The organism is Moorena bouillonii PNG, from assembly GCF_001942495.1.
Lineage (GTDB): Bacteria > Cyanobacteriota > Cyanobacteriia > Cyanobacteriales > Coleofasciculaceae > Moorena > Moorena bouillonii.
In genome coordinates, this window is sequence record NZ_MKZS01000001.1 from 6,559,004 (window position 1) to 6,579,593 (window position 20,590).

Sequence of the window (20,590 nt, forward strand, 5' to 3'; positions counted from 1 at the left end):
CTCTTCCCTCTTCTTTCTTCTCTCTTGCCTGTTCCCTGTTCCCTGTTCCCTGTTCCCTAAAATCCCGAAATTATGTACATCATACCTATGATAAACGCTATATGAGCTTACGTCTATTTAACATAAAATTGCTTTAACTTAGAAGCTACATCTTCTGGATTTGTCCGATCAGGAAATACTAAAATAGCCTTAATTTTGTTGTTAGCTACTATTTCTGGCAAGCGATGGAATTGTTTATCAGTAATAGCAATTCCATCATAGGTTTCGGCATAATCTACTTCTTTGGTAAAATTTTTATCATTATAAGCTTGAATAAAAACTCGATCTACATTCCATTTTGGCCAGTCAGCAGCAAAATATTTTTTAGCCCAATAAGGATTATGATGACAAAGATCAAAACTAACCTTTGGGTTAGCTTGTTTCATAGCACCGATCATTTCTTGTGAAAAAGCGGTTAGCTTATTAGTGCGATTTACTTTACCTGGCAACTCGGCATGGTAACCCAGATAATCGTCCCATTGGACTGCATCAATTTTAGGATATTTTTGGACAAATTCTACTAAAATATCTCTAAAAAAATTAGCAACTTCAGGAATTTCCACATCAAGAATATAATGCTCGATTCCTGGATAGGTGCGGTCAACACCGGGTACCACCCATTTGCGTTCAATAGCTAAATCAAAAATCGGGCTATTTTTATCTATTTTGATACCTTTTTCAAAGTAAGCATGAACTTCCATGCCGTGTTTGTGTGCTTCATCAATTAGCCAAGTTAACCAGCGGTCGCGAAACAGATTGGGACAACTTTTATAACCAAACGTTTTTTGCATCACTTCACTAGTGTACATAGGACAAGCATTACCCCATACACCATGAATAATCGTATTAATCCCTTGAGAATGATAATGACGAACTTGTTTTCTAATCTTTTCTTCACTGGCATTATTAGTTACGTTATAACGACCGATATAAATTCCTCTGATTGCTTTTTTCTCCCGAGGAATTTGAGATTTTTGAGTTGTTTGAGGTGTTTGAAGTTTTTGAGCTGTTATTGATGTTGGTGAAGCTGCCCGATGATTAGGTTTAACAATTGGTGTTTGAGGTTTTTGAGCTGTTTGAGGTTTTTGAGCTGTTATTGGTGTTGGTGAAGCTGGCTGATTATTAAGTTTAACAATTGGCGAATTTGGTAAGGAAGGTGCAGTGGTTACAGGAGGCTTAGTAGGAGCCGAAGGTTCTGCTTCGGCGGTCCTCGAATTTAAACCAGGAATAGTTATTGGTAGATTTTGAGGAATAGCTATGGGGAGATTTTGAGGTAATTTGCTAATCATGGATAAACCTCCTTGATGGTTCAACCACCAATAGCCACCTCCTAAAACCAGTAAGATTAGAGAAATAGGAATATTTGCGCATCCACATCCACTGTTTTCATTCTTATTATTCGACATAGTAAAATTGTTTCCTAGCAAGAGTTTGGTAAATTATTTTAATTTAGTATAAGCGACTGAAGCAAAACATTTAGGTATCCCTGGCGTTTTAGTCGCTTATAGTAACAGTATAAACAATAAATCCAGAAGAGCCATAAATTGAAACCTCGTACTAATTCAATAACCACTGATTTGTACCACTAAATAAAGTGTAAAAATATTTTATTTACTGGAATTGTAAGCTTATGCGCTACGCGCACGCTACGCGAACATATTTAAGCTAGATAACGGGTAAATTAATATCGGCGAAAAGAGAATTATATCAAGTCCAGTTAATCATTTTTAAAATAGCCGATTTAGCAGCAATAGCAATCAAGAGGTTTGATTTTCCGGAATAGACCCACAACCTAACGAAAAAAGATTTAACCAAGGAATTTAACTGGGCTTTCCCTAGGTCGAGCTTAGATTAAATCCAGTTGACTAATCATCCTATGGCTGAGTTTGACCCGGTGGGTGGAACGGGCATCTTGCCTGTTTCGGGCATCTTGGTGGAACGGGCATTTTGCCCGTTACAATCTTCCGGACAGCAACCTAACACTGGCGGTGCGTTACGGGGCGGACTATCCCAAGGCTGGCGGTCGAGGCGAACAATAAGGGCAAGTCCGCCCCTAACGCACCCTACGCACCCTACGCAAGTAATTACCAACATTTAATAACAAGAAATTATGTATCAGCGCATCAATAACACCGTTTTCTTAGCTTTAGTGTCCAGCATTATGGCACTGACCAATCCAACTAAAGAGGCTTATCTTGATCATGCGGCATGGCACTTACACGATACTTACTGCCAGCAGAAATCCCTTCCTGTTGGGGTAAAAGCAGCTTGTTTTGTCGGTAAACCTTTACCACCTGATGCAGTTAAGCCAGTAATCGAAAGCTACACTCGTCACCAAAACTATTTCCTTTTCAGTATCTATACCACCAACTTCTGGGGTAAAAAATTCCACACTGTTGGGCTAGGGGGGAAATTTTTGGTGTTTTAATTATATCAGCTAATGCCCGTAGCACATTAGCTGTTTTATTTAGTTTTATTTAGCTGAAAATTATCGTGGAAAATCTTCTATATCAACGGATTCATAGTCTAATTCAGAAACTGTAAATTTATATCTTTTACCTCGTTCTAAACTCCTGGTTTTGATAGTACATTCTTTAGCATTGCTTCCATCCTTTGTTACTACAGAGCAAGATTGAAACTTTAGGTTTAAAAAGTTATTGGTATAGATTCTATCGCTTCCTGATGACAAGTTTTGTATCCTATCATTGATCCAATACTTTACCGAGTAGAGAGTCTGATTGGATATAAGTGTACCAACTTCAGTGGTCTTTGGCTTGAGAAAGCTTCGGATAACGCCGCTCCCACATTTGTACTCAGTAAGAGTCCTGATATCAGCACACAAAGACATAGGAACTTCTGAGTTCATACAAACTGATTTCGTAATAGGATAGGAATCTCTTTGTCTGACATCAACATTTCTTTTAATTACAGCAGTGAACACTCCAGACTCAAGTACACGATCGCGTTCTTTAATCTCGTACTCAAATGTATTCTCGCCGTCTAAAACATGAAAATATTTACTATGATGTCTTTTTCCAAAACTCATCTCTGTCCCTTCTGAAGATCTGCCTTCATAGTACTCTCTGTCAGTGTAAGGATATGGGTCACTAGCCACTCCTCTGGTAATATTTCTAACAATTACACGTCTTTTACGAGCTGGTGGAGTAGTACTGGAAGTAAACCGAGCCTCCCGAGAGGACCAGCTGTAACCTGGGCACTCACCTTTATACTTAGTTTCGTTAATTTCTACTTGATTGAGTTCTCGGCTACCTAAGAACTCCCATCCGATTTCCGGTGCAGGTTCTGTTTCCAAATCCTCTTCAATTCCGATTTCCGGTGGAGGTTGTATTTCCAAACCCTCTTTAATTCTGATTTGCAGTGGAGGTTGTGTTTCCGAACCCTCTTCAATTCCTGTTTCCGGTACAGGTTGTGTTTCCGAACCCTCTTCAATGGGCAATTGTTTTAGTGGCGGCAACTGTGCTAGTGAGGGTGCTCTAAAAAATATCAAAATCACACTAATGCTCAAAGCAGCGAGCAAAACAAATTTGCTAGTTGATGTAATTTTAGGAACTATTTTGTTCCAGGATAGCTTGAAGTTAAACATAAGAACACATTACTTGAATCAAAGTATTTAAGTTGTCATCAAAGACTTGTTAGATTGTGCAATTAAATTAATCGGATCAATTGGATATGAATTTGGATCTGGATAATTTTCCGAGCACTTCGGATCAGGAATTGATCCGTTTAGGGAGTAGGGCTATTGATTCTAAACAAGTCCTTGAGTGTATTAAGGTGAGAACCAATAAGAGGCTGAACCTGAGTCATAGGATCAAATCTATGCTGATGATAGAAGTTGATACCAGAGTTTCGGGCAATGGCTCAAATCTTTCCCAGTGCAATACTAGCAAGGCATATCACTAACGAAATCAGAATGAAATAGCCCTGAATGATCAGCACTAGTGAGGAAAGTAGTTTACCATCTTCCTGACCTATCTAATCGTTAGCGAAGACGATGGTAAGTAATTTGCTTGAGGAGTTATCTGTTGAGTGCTGCTATCTTCTTTTTGGTTTAATTCACTTATTGTACCTCCAATTAAAATCATAAATAAAAATCATGGTTATCCAAATGATACATGGGACATTATTTGTCCTAAATAACTCCTAAGGGCTAGAGCCTGTTTTCTTGCCTCGGAGATCCCCCATTATCCCCCTTAAAAAAGGGGGACTTTGAGTATGGCTCCCCCCTTCCGCGCGGGGGGCTGGGGGGGATCATAATCTTGCGGAAAACTTTGAAGACACGCCCTAGCCCGAACCTAGGATCAAATCCATAGTCAATATGCCAATTACCTTGGTCATCTTGATAGACGTCTTTAACTTTAATAAGTTTCCTTACTCATCCAATAAATTATAAAAATAACTACAAACCTTATAGATAAAATTCCGCACTCCAAAGCAAAAATAGTTTGATAAATACCAGGAAAATATAGCACTAACCATTAAGGGTATGACAACGTCCTAAGTACAGGACAAAAAATGTAAAGATTGCCGAAAGTCGAACTGATGAAGGGATTGAGGATTAAGGATAAGATGACGCAGATGGTCAAAACCTAGACGGAAAAGACTCTTGGCCCTACGTCCGTGATTCTTAATGGGAATAGGTTGAAACTGATGAAGTACGCTTTCCGGTGAGCATCGACCAACACAAAGCTAAGGTTAAAAGAGCAAAAAGTTTTCGCTTTCGTTCTGGCACGGTCATTTGAGTAGATTCGAGACAAAAGCCACGAGTCTTGAAAATGCCAAAAAGAGTCTCAATGCCCCAACGGGAAGCATAATCTTTTACAAGCTCTTCACTCGCATCAGGACTGATGACAACGAGCAACTTGCCATCATCAAGACGTAGAGCTTCCACACTAACGGGGCACCCCCAAACTCGACAGAATCCCTTGAGTCTTTGAGATTGACCCTTCTGTAGATGAGCAAAAACCACTCGAGCAGCCAAGGATACCCCATTGCGTTCAATCCGATCTGTAGCTCGAATCCTCAATCGGAAAGCCATTGATGGTTCTAGTAGCAGGTATCGCACCCAGGCTTGTCCCACGAACTCGCGATCCCCACACACAAAGGAAATCCTAGCATCAGGAAAGATTTGGCAAAATTCCTCAATGAACCTCATCCTCTCGTCACTATTACTGTTCCCTTTCTGATCAAGAATCCACCACAGCACCGGAAATGCCACTCCTTGATGGACTATCCCTAAGGTCAGAATATTGTAGCAATGTTTGCCCAACTCCCAAGTGGTACGGTCATTACTCAATATCCAAGGCTCGGGGATTTGCATCCAACTGACCACGATTTTCCCAATCGCCTTGTAGTCCAAGTCAAACCCACGAAAAAATCGTTGCAGTCGTTTGTAATTTGACTGAGGTCGAACCAATACTCGAAACCCAATGCTAGTTCACGCTCGGTTGACCGTTTTCACTTTCAGCAATGCTAACAAGAACAGAGCAAGAAACGAAACTCTTGCTCCGTGCCATCCCAAATGGGGTTGGAGAGCTTTCTTTAATTCGCGCTTCTTGGTTCATGGGGTTTCTGATGGCTATCCTCAATTCTGATGAAACCCCATCCTGTTCTTCTTTTCAACTTTTTTGTCCTGTACTGAGGACAACGTCTAACCCGATGTAATCAAGCTACAAATGCAATCTAGGAATTGTAGTTTATTTAGATAGCAAAAACCCAAGACTTACAAAGTGTTTGTACCCTAAACTTTAATCGCTACCCTTTAGTGTCTCAAGGTTGATACCTATTAAGAGCTACAGGTAGTTTAGTATAGCACTACGCATTAAAGTTAGGACATTGCTAAAAGCTCAAAAGCTTTTTTAGTAAGCTATTGCCTGTTGCCGTCTTGATGCAGTCGCTCATGGGGGAAACCCCCGCATGAAGGCGCTGCATCGCTATTGCCTGTTGCCTTGCGCGTAGCGCTATATATAGTCACTGAGCTACTCCCCAAATTGATTCGTTAACCTCTATTTACTAATCAGGGCTGGCTCAGAAATTTATGAAATCGGATATTTTTTGGGTAAGGGCAGTGGCCAGGAATGCCTTAGCTTAGCGGCTCCTAAGTCCCATCCCATCCGCGTTGACTGATAAGCTGTGTTAATTGTGTCGCTGTTAATCAAATCACAATCATGGTGGCTTAATCATCAAAAATATCCAACTGCTCGATGGTCACCTCTCGGTCTGTCAACTTTTGGCCAGTTGTATTCCTAGCTGACAATTGTTTGCCAATCCCCTTGCGCAACCCCAGGGCAATTTTACTGTGCTTCTCAATTTGCTTCATCACCTGTTTCGCCCGATTAATCACTGAGGTTGGTAAACCCGCTAAACGTCCTGCCTCAATCCCATAAGAACGGTTAGCTCCTCCTGGCTGCACCTGATGCAAAAAGATGATTTCATCGGCTAACTCTTTTACCGTCACTTGATAATTAGCGACATTGGGCAAAATCGACGCTAACTCATTCAACTCATGATAATGGGTGGCAAAAATCGTCCGTGCCTTAATTTCCATAGCCAGATACTCCCCCACCGCCCAAGCGATGGAAAGACCATCAAAGGTTGCTGTCCCTCGACCAATCTCATCCAACAACACTAAAGACTTATCGGTAGCATGATTGAGAATATTCGCTGTCTCGTTCATTTCCACCATAAACGTAGACTGGCCTGTTGCTAAATCATCCACTGCACCGACTCTGGTAAAAATGCGATCGCATATCCCCAAACTTGCTTCCGATGCTGGCACAAAACTTCCCACCTGTGCCATCAACTGAATCAATCCTACCTGACGCAAATAACAACTTTTCCCACTCGCATTCGGTCCGGTCAAAATAATCAAATCAGGATTATCCGTTTCGGTTGAAGGTTGAAGGTTAGCAGGTTGAAGGTTAGCAGGTTGTTCGTTATCGGGTTGTTCGTTATCGGGTTGAAGGTTAGAAGGTTGAAGGTTAGCAGGTTGTTCGTTATCGGGTTGCTCGTTAGAACTTTCAACCTTAAACTCGGAAGAACCGTCAACCTTCAACTCCCCGTCAACCTTCAACTCCTCTTCAACCTTCAACCTTCCAACGTTCAACTCCCCTTCAACCTTCAACTCCCCGTCAACCTTCAACTCCCCGTCAACCTTCAACTTGTTTTGACCTAAAGACGCGGAATTCGGCACAAACAAGCCACTGGGCAAGGACTGCTCCACCACTGGATGCCGTCCATCTATAATCCGAATTTCCCGGCTTTGATCCATATCGGGACGACAATATCCCTGATAAACAGCGACCTCTGCTAATCCACACAACACATCCAACGCTGCTACTGCCCGAGACACACCCCGAATCCTGTCAGCTTCCAGCGCTACCTCATGGCGCAAACCTACAAAAATTTCATACTCTAAACGATTCAAATCCTCCCGCGCCGTGAGAATTCGTGCTTCCCGTTCCTTCAGCTCTGGGGTTATGTAGCGCTCTTCATTAACTAACGTCTGCTTCCGAATATAGTTATCTGGTACCTGAGCTGTTTTAGCACGAGGGACACTAATGTAATATCCAAAAGTCTTATTAAACCCTACCTTCAGCTTGGGAATATCTGTCTTTTCTCGCTCCGTCACTTCCAAATTGGCAATCCACTGTTGATCCTCCTCGGCTTGAGCACGCATTTCATCCAACTGCTGGTTGACCTGAGGCCGAATTAATTTCCCCTCAGTCAGATGCAACGGTGGTGACTCTACCAGATGCTCCTGGATTGTGTGCCCTAACTCTTCCAATTGTGGCGGTACATTCTGCATCACTTTCAGATAGGGAGAAGAGCCATAAGCCGCTAGGTCAGCTAATTCCGGTAACCTCAACAGAGAATCCCCTAAGGCGACTAAATTTCTGGCATTCGCTCTACCAGAACTTGCTTTACCTGTCAACCGCTCCAAGTCATAAATTTTCCGAAGCAGCTGCTGTAAGTCCTGGCGCAGTCCAGTATTTTCCACCAATTCCGCGATCGTATCATGTCGTGCCCGGATTCCCTTAATCTCTAGTAATGGTTGCAGTAGCCAGCGCCGCAATGCTCTACCTCCCATGGCTGTACTAGTTCTATCTAAAGCCCAAAGCAGGGAACCATTAAAGGTGTTATCTCGGACAGTAGCAGTAATTTCCAGATTGCGGCGAGTCTGGTGGTCAAGAATTAAATAATCAGCAATGGTATAGGTACGTAATATCTGTAACGCTACATAATTTTCTTTTTGGGTATCTTTGAGATATTCCAACAACCCACCAGCAGCACGGACACCAAGGGGCAGATGTTCACACCCTAACCCTTCTAGCGATCGCACTTTGAACTGTTCCAACAGTCGCTGTCGGGCTTCGGCCAAGGTAAAGTGTCGTTGGGGACGGAGTGCATAACAAAATGAATTTGGTAAACAATCCGGTAAACTCTCAGAGGTCTGACCAGGTCGTAGCATACTCCCCAAATCGGGAGCATTGGTGGGAATTAATACCTCAGAAGGCTGCAAGCGCATCAATTCCTGAACCAGCAGGTCTAACTCTCGGTCTTGAGTAGTCAGAAATTCCCCAGTGGAAATATCTGCATAGGCTAAACCCCAATGATTCTTAGCAATCACTACTGCTGCCAGGAAATTGTTACGACGAGCATGGAGCATCTCCTCTTCCATCAAGGTACCGGGGGTAAGGACACGGGTGACTTCCCGGCGCACCTGACGTCCTTCTTTGGCTGCTACTGAGGCATCTTCCACTTGGTCACAAATTGCGATCGCATAGCCTTTTTCCACGAGCATGGTGCTGTAGCGGTCCAAAGCATGGTGAGGAACCCCCGTCATTGGCACCCGTCCCACTCCCTTACCAGCTTCTTTGCTGGTTAAGACCAGTTCCAGGGCTTCAGAAATTATCCTGGCATCCTGAAAGAAGGTTTCATAGAAGTCCCCAACTCGGTAGAGCAGCACAGCATGGGAATACTGGTCTTTTAGTTCAGCAAAATGCTGCATCATCGGTGTCAGCTTACTGCGGTCCACTGTCCGATGGTCAGTATTCTCAGGCGCAACTTTCCTTGCTGCTTCAGTTGCCCTTTTCGGAAGGTTATCGTTGGATTCGGGAGTAGATGCTTGAGGGGATCTGCTCATTTACTAAGCTAGAAATACCAATATTCTATCCTAATCGGTAAATCTAACTTACCCTCGGTTTGTTAGATTCATTTCCACTGGGCTTCTATTACTATATCGCCATAGTTTTATTAAGACTAGCTAGTTGAATACTCTAGTCAAAAATGCCACTTAGGTTTTATAATACTCCCGAATTAGGGTACATACTGCTTTGATCCTCAGGGTGCATCTATATTATTGGATTTTCTTTGATCTTATTGGTCAAGTTTTTGGATCTGAGTCTCGTCAGGGAAAAAACATCAAACAGCATTTAACACAAAAAAAAAGCAAATTAACAGCAATTAGGGAGCTTGATAACTACTTTATCTATGTCTGAACCATCAATCACTGTTACAGTCAAGCTTTTTGCTGCCTATCAAGAAACCTATGGCTTGCCAGAACTCCAGTTAGGATTTCCTCCTCAAACATCAGTATCAGCCGTGCTAGACCGTTTACTGAGTGAACACCCAGAGCTGGAGCAATGGCGTGAAGTGACGCGCTTTGGCATCAATCTCCAATTCGTTCCCCCCGATACCCCCTTGCAAGATGGGGATGAAGTGGTTCTGATTCCTCCTGTTAGCGGTGGTTAATCGATTATTGTGCCTGCAAGCCTTTTGCCTCCAAGGGTTGTGTTTTTAGTCAGAACTCAGAACAGGATGCCTCGCCAAAGGGCATTGCTTAAAGTAGGAGTAATTTTTCGGTGGCAAATAGCTGTTCGCGTAGCGTGCGCGTAGCGCATTAGCTGATAGCTGATAGCTGATAGCTGATAGCTGATAGCTGATAGCTGATAGCTTACTTAAAAAATAAACACAAGTTGCAGCTGCCATTCTTTTACCTGACGCAGGATGATAATTTTTTGAATAAACTCCCGAAAGTAGAACCGACGCTCTGATTCTGATAAATCAATCCAGAATTGAGGAATGGATACTGTCTTAGCGATCGCTTTTAAATTCACTGGCGGCAAAGCAGCTAGCTGCTGCTGTAATTGGGAAATTTCTGTCCGTAGTTTGTATGCTCGTAAATCAGCCGTGTCTTGATCAAGCACACCACTAGACGTTAACAGGGGTAGCTGCTCTAAATTATCTTTTTTTTGAGTAATTTTACCCTTAAGGGATTCCTTGACCCCATCCAAGCTGGGAGCATTCATAGCAGCAACAGCACGGGGTAATTCCTGACAGATCAGTTGAATAGTCTGCTCCAAGACCTGTTCATAACTAAGAGCACGGCATTTGGGATGCTTAGGACAATTGATCGGACGTAGGTAGAGATATTGTTTGTTTTTACGATATTGAGTAACACTAACAACGGTCATCCCCGACTGACATTCCTGACAAACCACCAACCCGGCCAAAGAACGGGGAGCACTGGCGGTACGAGGAGGTAATTGTCGGTTGCGCCTGAGCAGTCGGTCAATCTGTGCCGCTTCTTCCCGATTCAAAATGGCGCTATGGGTATCGGAAATAACCTCACCATTTTTTTGATAGCCAAGGTCTCCCCGATAAACCGGATTTGTGAGCCAACGACGCCCGGTAGTCACGGAAATCCGTTTACCATATTTTTGCTCTAAATACCGTACTGCACCCCGCAAGGAACCATAAAGCAGAAACTGTTCAAAAAAATCCTTAACCACCGGTGCAGTACTGCGGTCAATTAGATAGCGGTCTTTGCCCCGCCGATAGCCATAGGGGGCTTTTCCTGGTGGGGGTAAGGCTTTGAGGCGATTACGAGCGTGCCCTTGCCGAAGGCGGCGGCTGTTGACTTCCTGCTGGATTTCGTGTAAGAGCTTCAGTAAACTAGCGCGAATCGTAGTGTAGTTGGTAGCATCCGTTAGCTGAGCAGAATTGTAAGATTGCTCTGTGGCAATCAAACAAATACCGAGGGTTTCAATTTGGGTAATGCGATCGCTAATTTCAGCTAAACACTCTCCCAGTTCTTCCAGACGACGAATTAGCAAGTAATCAGGGGGTTGAGCTTGGCAATCCGCAACTAACTGCTGCCACTGCTGACGTCCTCCCAAATCTAGATAGACCTGATCCACCTCCAAACCCCAAACTGCTGGGTCAGGTACCGGGTCAAGTAGGGGATTGCTGTACAGGTAGGCAATGGTTTTCATCTATTTTCCCGAGCCCTACCTTAAACCCCTAACTGCTAATCTGACTAATCTGACTAATCTCAATAATATTACCATCTGGATCTCGGGTAAACAATGCCGCACGACCAGATGAGCTCAATTTAATCGGGTAACCATGAGCTTGTAGAGATTCCTTAGCTTCATCTAAATTTACGACACTAAAGGCAATGTGGGGATTACGACCCCATTTTTCAGGATTTTTTAGGTCAACTTTAGCATTAGGATTAACCATCAAGTGAATTTGGAATTGACCAACTTGGTACCAAGCACCAGGAAATCTCAGCTCTCGTTCAACTTTAGATAATCCCAAAATCTTACCGTAAAAATCCTCTGCCTTTTCCAAATCAGAAACTAAAACAGCAACATGAAGACACTGATTAATTTCCATAATCTTTTAATTAAAGTTACAGGTTATGCTAATAGCTATCAGCTATCAGCTATCAGCTATCAGCTATCAGCTTTTAAATAAGCGATGCAGCGCGGTCTTGGGGGTTTCCCCCATGAGCGACTGCATCAAGACAACAAGTAAGCATTTTTTTAATCTTTGTTACATCAGCTGTTCCCGTAGCGTGGGCCTTTAGCCCACGGCTGACGGCTGACGGCTGAATGCTGACGGCTGTTCGCGAAGCGTGCGGTATGCGCATATGCTAACCTTCAAGGTAGCCAACGAGCATTAAATCCAGTTAGGAGTGGTTCCGCTTCCAGCTTCACTGGAGTATCTGAAGATGTATCATCCACTAAAGGTAATAGCCAGAGTCTAGCATTGGCAATTATTTGTCCTTCATCAGTGATCAAACCTTCATCAGATGACCGTTCAGGGACTATTTGATCAAAGAGTATACCTAAGTCATCTGGGGACAAACTCATATGAACTTCCTGTTGCTCCGGTAAAAGTACCAAGCGCTTTAAGGTATACTCATTCTTGTCATTAGGTTTAAGGCTAATCGCTGCTAGGAAAGGTTCTTCTTTGAATTCTTCCCCAGCAATGAGTTGGCTGAGCAGACAATAGAGAATCTGGTTTTGCGCCGAGAATTCACAACTATGGACAGAACCAGTGGTGCGCAGTATCTCTTGCTCAGAGCCCTGGTTTTTGACTAAAAATAGCGATCGCGTATAGTCACTATTAAACTTCACCATCACTGCTGCTGAACCATCCTTAGCAAAGTTTAGAACCATGCCAAACTTCGGTAAAAAGTCTAGGGGTTGAGCATTTGGTGTCAAGGGTAAAATGCCCACTCCCTGACCTTGAGCCATGGCTATTGCGTTGCTATCAGGAGTAATTATAAAATCTCCTCCTGGTTCATGGTCTAATGGTTTCGGTTTAGTACCAGTTTGTATGGTCCACAGCCCAAATTCCGAAGGATTACTGCGACTGACCCGCTGTACCACAATCGTTTTACCATCAGCAGACAAATCAAACTTCAGATTCTGGTAGTCTTTGCTATCGAGAACCAGCTCAACTTTACCACCAGAGTCTGAGGATACGGTCTCTTGAGCTGGGGCACGAGTAGATATGCCCGTGGTCACAGTATATAATTTTGCAGAGAGCAAGTCCTGTTCTTTATTCTGACTTCTAACAGCAGAGAAAAGAATTCGGCTGCCATCAGGATAGAACTTAAAGTCCATAACCAGCAAATCTGGAGGCGTTAAGATAGTTTTTTGTTGGCGAGTGAGATTATAGAAAATTAATCGCCCCTGTTCTTCTGCTTTAACACCCACATAGGCAAAGGCTCGGTCACGGGTACGGAAGGATGCCTTAAACGGTTCGATGGCAGTCTTATTGCCAGGCTTAGCGAATTGCTCTACTGCCCCAGTGAGCTGGAATTGATACTCGGTGCCATAGGGTAAAGGGAGCAGCGGAGTATAAGCCATTTTGCGTCCAGCCCAGCTAATTTTGCCCGGGATTGGTGGAACAATGTTCAGATTCGCTTCCACACTAGTCTGATCCATAGGACGGCTGAAGGTTAGGATAAATGCTTTATCCTCCGCACCGATTTGTTTATCTTGCCAGGAAAATTCCCGTACCCTGGGGGCAGTGCGATCGCCAGTCCACAGTAATATACCAATCAGTAGACTCAGTATAACTATGACTACCCCAGCAGTACGGTCAATGGGTTGAAGAAAAGTTTGAATCTTCACGGTTTGAGCTGCTACTGATAGTTTAATCGGTTGAACTCTACTACCTCAGTCATTGATTTCTATGGGGGGCTTTACCCCCAATTTTATTTACCAACCGTATCATAGATTTCTTGCCTAGGTGCTGACTAAATAATCAGTATAGCCAATCTGTCATTGTAGCCAATCTGTCATCGCCTCACGCCAATACCCCAGTATTACTCAGTCCAATCCTCACTAACAGGCGGATTGACCCAAAAAATCGGGTATAAGTTCAAAAATTGGTAATTTTCGACTTATAGCATTTTCTAGTCAAAGTAGAAAAACAAAAGTGCTATCACTAATCTTATCAAATGATTAAACTCTGATTAATTGCAAATTAACTGAGAAGTTAATTTATACTGACTTGAAGCTCCTCACTCGAAGCTCCTGATTCCTGAGGTGCGCTTACAGTCGTCGAATTAAATTCGCCACGGGTCGCACCTCGATAACGTTGCTTATGTCGAAATCACCTTGGCACGATATCGAAGGAAAACCATAAGTAAAATTACTCAACAGTTCTAGCCTATAGTTTCCAAAGCCAATCCCCTTCAATTTATACAGTTAATACTTTATCTAGCGGTTATAATAGTAATTATGGATACATTTTTTTACCTATTCCCTATTCCAAAGTTTCCTACTCCCTACTCCCTGTTCCCTTTTACCTGATCCAAATTTACCTTTGCTATAACAATACAAATCGTCAAAGTCAGATAAGACAAATTGTCAACATTTTTGGCTTTGTAATAAATCTTAAAACTTCCTGAAAAATCTACTAATACTAAGGGTTAGCTGGCTATAGTAAAACCAGGTGATATATCTAAAGTCAGGTATCGCTATCCTTGCTATATATAGTTTATATCTACTAACTGGAGCAAGCTGCTTGCTTTGTAAACCCTGTCATTTGAGTCAATCAATTTGACAAAGTTAGTTGTTTGCTTAAAAATTAGCAGTCACTAACTAGATATCTGCTCAAGTCTAAGTAAATCCTCAGTTAATGAGGATTTATATCTAGGTAAAAACTAAAAAATAGGAGAATCGCAGTGTTTTTTTTAAAAGGAATAAAGCCCCAACAATTTTATGTTATTTTATTGCTGATCAGCCTGAATATAATTGTTTTTATGGCTCTAATGTCAAAGATGCCTAATAATTTGATACTAGCGTTTTAGTTAGTATATTATTTTACTATTATTTGAGTAGTATAATTCAAACTTAGTAAGTTAGTGGTAAATATGTAGTGATTTTGCTACGGTAAGCGTGAAGGTTTCGGATGTTAAAATCACTACTTGTTTACCACTACCAACAATTCCTCATTGAAACCTCATTGAGAACAATATGCTAGAGTATCTCCCCCCACTCAACGATCACAACTTGCCGTATCCCGATACCATTCATCCGATCGTGGTTCATTTTGTGATTGCCATGGTATTGTTTGCTGTTTTGTGTGACGCTATCGGCTACTTTAGCCGTAATTATCGCCTGTATGAGGTAAGTTGGTGGAATTTATTTTTTGCGACTATTTCTATCTTTATTGCTGTTATTTTTGGGCAAATTGAAGCCGGATTAGCAGAGCCTTACACAGCAGCAGAGGGAACATTGAACCTGCATACGCTGATTGGTTGGTCTCTATCTGGCATCATTGCAGGGGTGACAGCATGGCGCTACATCATTCGTTCTCGCAATCCCAAAGAGTTACCCATACCTTTTTTGGGGGTGGGGGTGTTGTTAGTAGGGTTAGTGTTTGTCCAGGTCTACCTGGGTGACTTACTCGTTTGGGTCTATGGATTACATACTGTTCCGGTAGTAGAAGGGACTAGGGAGGGCTTGTTGCAATGAGTTCAAACCTAATTGACCAACTAGGGAGCCAATTGGGAGCCAATGGCTTGCCTTACCCGATTCCGATTCATCCCAATCTGGTACATCTAACCCTTGGGTTATTTATCGTGGCCATCGGCTTTGATATTGTTGGGGTCTTGTTTCCCCTGGAAAAGCCAGTCTTTAAGATACTGGCAATTCCTGCCACAAGATCCAATTTTTTTGATGTCGGCTGGTACAACATGCTGGCAGCAGCAGTGGTTACTTTCTTCACCGTTGCAGCCGGTTTCTATGAAATCATGCTGGCAGACCCACCCACAGAGGTTAGAAGTGCCTGGGGATTACAAGCCATGGAAACCATGCTTTGGCATGGAGTTGGCGGAGTCTTGCTGCTGCTGCTGATTGTAGCAATGACAGTATGGCGCGGATTTCAGCGATTTGTTTGGAATAAGGATAGGGCCAGACAAGTACAATGGACCTATTTGTTAGCGGGACTAGGGATTTTTGCACTGATGTTTGTTCACGGTACCCTGGGAGCGCAACTGGCGGCAGATTTTGGCCTACACATTAGCGCTGATCGCCTGTTGAGACTGGGAGAAGATCCAAACTTACTGTTGAAATAGATAGGCTTATGAATATTCGCAGGATTTTGACCTTGGTTGTCGTTGCGATCGCATTAGCCGGGATTAGTCTGTGGATGGGTCAACAGGCTTACTCTTGGTTTCCTCCCCAAGCTTCAGCTGAATCCCTGCTAGTTGACGATTTATTCAGTTTCCTAGTGACACTGGGAACCTTTATTTTCTTAGGAGTAGTAGGAACCCTAACCTATTCAGTCTTGTTTCAGCAAGCAGGCAAGTATGACTTAAGCGATGGTCCAGCAATTGAAGGAAACATCACCCTGGAAATCGTCTGGACAGCAATTCCCTTAGCTTTAGTAATTTGGATTGCAGCCTACAGCTACCAGGTCTACGACCAGATGTCGATTCTCGGTCCGATGGAGCATGTTCATCTAGAAATGGCAACCGCTGAGGCTGCACCAATCGAACCAAGCCCTGACTCACAAATGCCTGACTCCAACGAACCGATAGAGCGTATTGAAGTCTTGTCTCGTCAGTGGGCGTGGGAATTTCGCTATCCCGAGCAAAGTATCAGCAGCACAGAACTGCATTTACCCAACAACCATCGCATCAAGCTTACCCTCAAATCAGAGGATGTGATACATGGGTTTTATATTCCAGCCTTTCGAGTTAAGCAGGATATTATCCCAAATCAGGCGATCGAGTTTGAATTTACTCCCATTCGCGAAGGCAACTATCGGTTGCGGGATTCTCAATACAGTGGGACTTACTTTGCAGCAATGCAGGCGGATGTGGTGGTACAATCCCCGGAATCCTATCAGCAGTGGCTTGCTCAAGCAGCGGTTCAACCCCCCAAAGCAGCCTACAATCAAGCCTTCGAGGAATATCGTCGAGCCTCTGAAACAGCAATTAATGCAGGCTGGAAAACGGTGGTTCCAGCTGCGCCTCCTATGGTTAATTACTCTGGTTCAAATCAGCAAAACAAAGGGTTATGACCAATCTTTCTTCGGTTGACGCGATCGCATCCTTGGGCAAACAGCCCTCGCCAGGTACCCCTGAAGACTGGAAACGGTTTTTCAGCTTCAGCACCGATCACAAAGTGATTGGGATTCAGTATATTGTCACCTCTTTTTTCTTTTTTCTCATTGGTGGAATCTTTGCCATGATCGTCCGGGGTGAACTGATTACCCCAGAAGCCGATCTGGTTGATCGCACCGTCTACAATGCTATGTTTACCCTCCACGGAACAGTAATGCTGTTCTTGTGGACCTTTCCAGTGTTGGCCGGGCTGGCCAATTACCTAGTACCCCTGATGATTGGCGCACGGGATATGGCATTTCCCCGGCTGAATGCCCTGGCCTTCTGGATGGTGCCCGTCTTTGGGGTTGTCCTGATGGGAAGCTTTTTAGCTCCAGGAGGCCCAGCCCAGGCAGGTTGGTGGTCTTATCCACCCGTGAGCCTGCAAAACCCTACTGGTGCTTTGATTAACGGTCAATTTCTCTGGCTACTAGCCGTGGCGCTTTCGGGGGTATCCTCTATTCTAGGAGCTGTCAATATCGTAACCACCATTATTCGGATGCGATCGCCCGGAATGACCTTTTTCCGAATGCCTGTGTTTGTCTGGGCTGTACTCAGTGCCCAGATTATTCAATTATTTGGCTTACCTGCCCTGACTGCTGGAGCCATCATGCTGTTGTTTGATTTAACCCTAGGCACCAGCTTTTTTGACCCTGCCAAAGGGGGCGATCCCATTCTGTTCCAGCACTTTTTCTGGTTCTACTCTCACCCAGCCGTTTACGTAATTATCCTGCCGATTTTTGGCATTTTTTCAGAAATATTCCCAGTTTACGCCCGCAAGCCCCTTTTTGGTTACAAAGTAGTTGCTATTTCATCCCTAATTATTGTTGGGTTGAGCGCTATAGTCTGGGTGCATCACATGTTTGCTAGCGGCACCCCCGGATGGATGCGGATGCTGTTTATGTTCTCCACAATGCTGATTTCCGTGCCAACTGGCATCAAAGTGTTTGCTTGGGTAGCAACCATTTGGGGAGGTAAACTCAGACTCACCAGCGCCATGCTTTTCGGACTAGGTGGCTTAGTGATGTTCGTATTTGCGGGCATTACTGGCATTATGTTAGCAGCCGTTCCAGTAGATATTCACGTCAACAACACCTATTTCGTTGTTGGTCACTTTCACTACGTTATCTATGGCGCAACAGTTATGGGAATTTATGCCGCCTTCTACCATTGGTTCCCCAAAATGACAGGGCGGATGTATAATGAAGGGTTGGGTAAACTGCACTTTGCCCTAACCTTTATTGGAGCCAATCTCAATTTCTTCCCCATGCACCCATTAGGACTGCAAGGAATGCCCCGCCGAGTTGCGTCCTACGATCCCGAATTTGCCTTTTGGAATGTGGTTGCTAGCATTGGAGCCTTCCTGTTGGGCATGTCTACTTTGCCCTTTATCCTCAATATGGTCGGTTCCTGGGTACAAGGAGAAAAAGCACCAGCCAATCCCTGGCGGGCGATCGGGATAGAATGGCTTGTCTCCTCCCCGCCCAGTCACGAGAACTTTGAACAGTTGCCTGTGGTGATTGCCGAACCCTATGGCTATGGCAAATCTGAACCTTTGGTGTCTAACCCTGATGCGCTAGAAGTTACCCATGAACCCAACTGAAATCGATCCATCACTCACCTCTGGTGTAATACCGAGTCAGACCCATACCTCTGATGGGACGGCAGAACATAGCCATGATGAAGCAGGCAACAGCATGTTTGGCTTCATCATTTTCTTGCTTTCGGAAAGTGTGATCTTCCTGAGCTTCTTTGCTGGATACATTGTTTACAAGACTACCACAGCCGACTGGCTCCCTGCCGGTGTCACAGGGCTAGAGATCAAAGAGCCAGCTATTAATACTGTAGTCCTAGTGTCTAGTAGTTTCGTAATTTATATTGCTGAACGATATCTCCATGCCAAAAATCTGTGGGGCTTTCGGGCATTTTGGCTCTTGACCATGGCAATGGGGAGCTACTTTTTATATGGTCAGGCAGTGGAATGGAGCAGTCTCCCCTTTGGGTTTACCGATGGCGTATTTGGCGGCACCTTTTATTTGCTCACCGGGTTTCATGGTTTGCACGTGCTGACAGGAGTCTTGCTGCAATTGATTATGCTGGGACGCTCCTTCATTCCCGGTAACTACAACAACGGTGAGTTTGGGGTTGCTGCCACCTCCCTGTTCTGGCATTTTGTCGATGTGATCTGGATTATTTTGTTTGTGCTGATTTACATCTGGCAGTAGCCTTATTCCTAGGTTGGGTGAGCAGGAGCGTAACCCAACCAGGTAATGCTTTCGTCATGTTTAGTGAGATTTCCAAGAACAAAATGCTCTATGAAACTGACATCATCAAATGGGTTGAACAACAAGTTTCCCTGATCAAAGAACAACGGTATAGTGAAGTAGACTGGGTTAATCTCCTAGAAGAGATTGAAGACTTGGGTAAACGAGAGCGAGACCGCTTTTTATCTTCTATTCGTTTAACGATTCAACATCTGTTGAAATGGGAATATCAACCTGAAAAACGGTCTATATCTTGGGAAATCACCATTAAACGAGAGCGCAATAACCTTAAACGCTATCTCAGAGATACTCCTAGTTTAAAGCGATACTGGGCAGATTTATCAAAAGTTTATGGTGATGCGAGAGCCGACGCTGCTAATGAAACCGGAATTTCCGATTGGGACTTTCCTGACAAATGTCCCTATTCCCCTGAGCAAATCCAATCAGATTGGTTTCCTCCAAATTAGAGGTAAAACAATGGATACCCAAACGACCTATCGAGAAATAATAAAACAAGTTATTCTAAAATACGCTCAATTTCGTCCCTCTCATGGAGACATCCGACTTGATCCCATTTTTGACGAAACACGAGAGCACTATGGATTAATGCAGGTAGGATGGTCACAGGGAAAAAGAATCAGAGGAAACCTAATATATATTACTCTAAAAAATACGAAAATTTATATTGAATATGATGGAATAGAAACGGGTATCACTACTGATTTAATTAATGCTGGCATCAAGAAAGAAAATATTGTTTTAGCTTTCTATCCTCCCGAAATGCGTCAGCAAACTGAATTTGCCGTCAATTAAAATTTATTCGTGTTTGATAAAATCAAGGCTATAACAAATTTAATTTTAAATGACCATGGATAGAAAAGACAGGTTACCGCTTCTAGGAGTAGGGTTGACTATTAGCTTAATCTTAATGGGTTGTAATCCCTCTGATGATTCGTTAGAAAAATCTCGTTATCAACCCTTGAATCTAGCTGAGATAAAAGGTAAGGGAATAGGAGATGATCCGAAAGCGATCGCATTAGACTTATTTGGTAACAAAGAAACGGTCGAGAGTGAGTTTACTGAAGAAATCAAGGTTATAGATCAGCAAGCTTTTGAGAAAATCGTGATTCTAACCCAGATGAATCTACCTGATGACAAAATTAGGGGCAAGCGTTATCGACTTGAGTTTCAATTCGATCAATCTACCGGTAAATGGAATTTAAAGGAAGCAGGTCGTCAACAGTCCTGTTATAAAAGTGAGAAACCTAAAGATTGGACAATTGAGCCTTGTCCCTAAACTTGTCGATAGCGTTAACTCCTGTAACTTCTGAACTCCTGTAACTTCGGACTT

The 20,590-nt window shown here is 43.4% G+C and carries 20 protein-coding genes and 1 pseudogene; 12 read left to right on the plus strand and 9 right to left on the minus strand.

Annotated elements, in window-relative coordinates; genetic code table 11:
- Positions 1 to 113: 113 nt before the first annotated feature.
- Positions 114 to 1,445 (minus strand): family 10 glycosylhydrolase, encoded by a 1,332-nt coding sequence (locus BJP37_RS26705; RefSeq protein ID WP_075903384.1) that lies wholly within the window; start codon positions 1,443 to 1,445, stop codon positions 114 to 116.
- Positions 1,446 to 1,925: 480 nt separating this feature from the next.
- Between BJP37_RS26705 and BJP37_RS40155 the strand changes: the two genes are divergently transcribed.
- A complete protein-coding gene (locus tag BJP37_RS40155) occupies positions 1,926 to 2,078 on the plus strand; it encodes a hypothetical protein (protein ID WP_158069797.1) in 153 nt (50 codons plus the stop codon).
- 71 nt (positions 2,079 to 2,149) lie between these two features.
- Entirely contained in the window at positions 2,150 to 2,467 is a 318-nt protein-coding gene (locus tag BJP37_RS26710) for a DUF4359 domain-containing protein (RefSeq protein ID WP_075903386.1), read from the plus strand.
- 60 nt (positions 2,468 to 2,527) lie between these two features.
- Here BJP37_RS26710 and BJP37_RS26715 read toward each other — a convergent pair whose 3' ends face one another.
- Together BJP37_RS26715 and BJP37_RS26720 are read right to left on the minus strand one after the other, a co-directional pair.
- Entirely contained in the window at positions 2,528 to 3,643 is a 1,116-nt protein-coding gene (locus tag BJP37_RS26715) for a hypothetical protein (RefSeq protein WP_075903388.1), read from the minus strand.
- A 911-nt stretch (positions 3,644 to 4,554) separates the two neighbouring features.
- Positions 4,555 to 5,578 (minus strand): annotated as a pseudogene (locus tag BJP37_RS26720) (IS4 family transposase).
- On the opposite strand from BJP37_RS26720, the gene BJP37_RS41580 reads away from it, so the two are divergent.
- Entirely contained in the window at positions 5,527 to 5,721 is a 195-nt protein-coding gene (locus tag BJP37_RS41580) for a hypothetical protein (protein WP_198954365.1), read from the plus strand. The pseudogene BJP37_RS26720 and the gene BJP37_RS41580 overlap by 52 nt on opposite strands.
- 511 nt (positions 5,722 to 6,232) lie before the next feature.
- Here the strand turns inward: BJP37_RS41580 and mutS are convergent.
- Positions 6,233 to 9,202: a DNA mismatch repair protein MutS gene (gene mutS / locus BJP37_RS26725; RefSeq protein WP_075903390.1), complete on the minus strand. Its 2,970-nt coding sequence runs from the start codon at positions 9,200 to 9,202 to the stop codon at positions 6,233 to 6,235.
- A gap of 347 nt (positions 9,203 to 9,549) precedes the next feature.
- Here mutS and BJP37_RS26730 point away from each other — a divergent pair, with 347 nt between their 5' ends.
- The gene (locus BJP37_RS26730) at positions 9,550 to 9,810 is read left to right on the plus strand and encodes a MoaD/ThiS family protein (RefSeq protein ID WP_009149283.1); all 261 of its coding nucleotides are present in this window, start codon (positions 9,550 to 9,552) and stop codon (positions 9,808 to 9,810) included.
- A 45-nt stretch (positions 9,811 to 9,855) separates the two neighbouring features.
- Here BJP37_RS26730 and BJP37_RS37505 read toward each other — a convergent pair whose 3' ends face one another.
- From BJP37_RS37505 to BJP37_RS26745, 5 genes are all read right to left on the minus strand, one after another.
- A complete protein-coding gene (locus BJP37_RS37505) occupies positions 9,856 to 10,047 on the minus strand; it encodes a hypothetical protein (protein ID WP_143727811.1) in 192 nt (63 codons plus the stop codon).
- Positions 10,017 to 11,333: a recombinase family protein gene (locus BJP37_RS26735; protein ID WP_075903392.1), complete on the minus strand. Its 1,317-nt coding sequence runs from the start codon at positions 11,331 to 11,333 to the stop codon at positions 10,017 to 10,019. Before BJP37_RS26735 ends, BJP37_RS37505 begins: the two co-directional genes overlap by 31 nt.
- Positions 11,334 to 11,361: 28 nt before the next feature.
- Positions 11,362 to 11,739 carry a VOC family protein gene (locus BJP37_RS26740; RefSeq protein ID WP_075903394.1) on the minus strand — a complete coding sequence of 126 codons (378 nt, stop codon included), beginning with the start codon at positions 11,737 to 11,739 and terminating at the stop codon, positions 11,362 to 11,364.
- A gap of 73 nt (positions 11,740 to 11,812) precedes the next feature.
- Positions 11,813 to 11,995, minus strand: coding sequence for a hypothetical protein (locus tag BJP37_RS37510; protein ID WP_143727812.1), 183 nt, complete (start codon positions 11,993 to 11,995; stop codon positions 11,813 to 11,815).
- A 10-nt stretch (positions 11,996 to 12,005) separates the two neighbouring features.
- A complete protein-coding gene (locus BJP37_RS26745) occupies positions 12,006 to 13,490 on the minus strand; it encodes an Ig-like domain-containing domain (RefSeq protein WP_075903396.1) in 1,485 nt (494 codons plus the stop codon).
- A 1,350-nt stretch (positions 13,491 to 14,840) separates the two neighbouring features.
- Between BJP37_RS26745 and BJP37_RS26750 the strand changes: the two genes are divergently transcribed.
- The 8 genes from BJP37_RS26750 (at position 14,841) to BJP37_RS26785 (ending at position 20,536) form a co-directional block, all read left to right on the plus strand.
- Positions 14,841 to 15,341 carry a DUF2231 domain-containing protein gene (locus BJP37_RS26750; protein WP_075903398.1) on the plus strand — a complete coding sequence of 167 codons (501 nt, stop codon included), beginning with the start codon at positions 14,841 to 14,843 and terminating at the stop codon, positions 15,339 to 15,341.
- Positions 15,338 to 15,943, plus strand: coding sequence for a DUF2231 domain-containing protein (locus tag BJP37_RS26755; RefSeq protein WP_070395150.1), 606 nt, complete (start codon positions 15,338 to 15,340; stop codon positions 15,941 to 15,943). Before BJP37_RS26750 ends, BJP37_RS26755 begins: the two co-directional genes overlap by 4 nt.
- 8 nt (positions 15,944 to 15,951) lie before the next feature.
- Entirely contained in the window at positions 15,952 to 16,893 is a 942-nt protein-coding gene (locus tag BJP37_RS26760; RefSeq protein WP_075903400.1) for a cytochrome c oxidase subunit II transmembrane domain-containing protein, read from the plus strand.
- Positions 16,890 to 18,578, plus strand: a complete 1,689-nt coding sequence (gene ctaD / locus BJP37_RS26765) for a cytochrome c oxidase subunit I (protein WP_075903402.1) — start codon at positions 16,890 to 16,892, stop codon at positions 18,576 to 18,578. The genes BJP37_RS26760 and ctaD overlap by 4 nt, the downstream gene beginning before the upstream one ends.
- Complete coding sequence (locus tag BJP37_RS26770) at positions 18,565 to 19,200, plus strand: cytochrome c oxidase subunit 3 (protein WP_075903404.1); 636 nt, start codon at positions 18,565 to 18,567, stop codon at positions 19,198 to 19,200. The genes ctaD and BJP37_RS26770 overlap by 14 nt, the downstream gene beginning before the upstream one ends.
- 83 nt (positions 19,201 to 19,283) lie before the next feature.
- The gene (locus BJP37_RS26775; RefSeq protein ID WP_075906503.1) at positions 19,284 to 19,706 is read left to right on the plus strand and encodes a DUF29 domain-containing protein; all 423 of its coding nucleotides are present in this window, start codon (positions 19,284 to 19,286) and stop codon (positions 19,704 to 19,706) included.
- A 10-nt stretch (positions 19,707 to 19,716) separates the two neighbouring features.
- Positions 19,717 to 20,052, plus strand: coding sequence for a XisI protein (locus tag BJP37_RS26780; RefSeq protein ID WP_075903406.1), 336 nt, complete (start codon positions 19,717 to 19,719; stop codon positions 20,050 to 20,052).
- 55 nt (positions 20,053 to 20,107) lie between these two features.
- Positions 20,108 to 20,536, plus strand: coding sequence for a hypothetical protein (locus BJP37_RS26785; RefSeq protein ID WP_229415456.1), 429 nt, complete (start codon positions 20,108 to 20,110; stop codon positions 20,534 to 20,536).
- The last annotated feature ends 54 nt before the right edge of the window (positions 20,537 to 20,590 follow it).

Bases quoted from the DNA above. Each gene is read 5' to 3' on its own strand.
- BJP37_RS26710 (WP_075903386.1), top strand. From the start codon at position 2,150: ATGTATCAGCGCATCAATAACACCGTTTTCTTAGCTTTAGTGTCCAGC.
- BJP37_RS26755 (WP_070395150.1), top strand. From the start codon at position 15,338: ATGAGTTCAAACCTAATTGACCAACTAGGGAGCCAATTGGGAGCCAAT.
- BJP37_RS26715 (WP_075903388.1), bottom strand. From the start codon at position 3,643: ATGTTTAACTTCAAGCTATCCTGGAACAAAATAGTTCCTAAAATTACA.
- ctaD (WP_075903402.1), top strand. From the start codon at position 16,890: ATGACCAATCTTTCTTCGGTTGACGCGATCGCATCCTTGGGCAAACAG.
- BJP37_RS26705 (WP_075903384.1), bottom strand. From the start codon at position 1,445: ATGTCGAATAATAAGAATGAAAACAGTGGATGTGGATGCGCAAATATT.
- BJP37_RS26760 (WP_075903400.1), top strand. From the start codon at position 15,952: ATGAATATTCGCAGGATTTTGACCTTGGTTGTCGTTGCGATCGCATTA.
- BJP37_RS26780 (WP_075903406.1), top strand. From the start codon at position 19,717: ATGGATACCCAAACGACCTATCGAGAAATAATAAAACAAGTTATTCTA.
- BJP37_RS26730 (WP_009149283.1), top strand. From the start codon at position 9,550: ATGTCTGAACCATCAATCACTGTTACAGTCAAGCTTTTTGCTGCCTAT.
- BJP37_RS26740 (WP_075903394.1), bottom strand. From the start codon at position 11,739: ATGGAAATTAATCAGTGTCTTCATGTTGCTGTTTTAGTTTCTGATTTG.
- BJP37_RS26785 (WP_229415456.1), top strand. From the start codon at position 20,108: ATGGATAGAAAAGACAGGTTACCGCTTCTAGGAGTAGGGTTGACTATT.
- BJP37_RS37510 (WP_143727812.1), bottom strand. From the start codon at position 11,995: ATGCGCATACCGCACGCTTCGCGAACAGCCGTCAGCATTCAGCCGTCA.
- BJP37_RS37505 (WP_143727811.1), bottom strand. From the start codon at position 10,047: ATGGCAGCTGCAACTTGTGTTTATTTTTTAAGTAAGCTATCAGCTATC.
- BJP37_RS26735 (WP_075903392.1), bottom strand. From the start codon at position 11,333: ATGAAAACCATTGCCTACCTGTACAGCAATCCCCTACTTGACCCGGTA.
- BJP37_RS26775 (WP_075906503.1), top strand. From the start codon at position 19,284: ATGCTCTATGAAACTGACATCATCAAATGGGTTGAACAACAAGTTTCC.
- mutS (WP_075903390.1), bottom strand. From the start codon at position 9,202: ATGAGCAGATCCCCTCAAGCATCTACTCCCGAATCCAACGATAACCTT.
- BJP37_RS26750 (WP_075903398.1), top strand. From the start codon at position 14,841: ATGCTAGAGTATCTCCCCCCACTCAACGATCACAACTTGCCGTATCCC.
- BJP37_RS41580 (WP_198954365.1), top strand. From the start codon at position 5,527: ATGCTAACAAGAACAGAGCAAGAAACGAAACTCTTGCTCCGTGCCATC.
- BJP37_RS26770 (WP_075903404.1), top strand. From the start codon at position 18,565: ATGAACCCAACTGAAATCGATCCATCACTCACCTCTGGTGTAATACCG.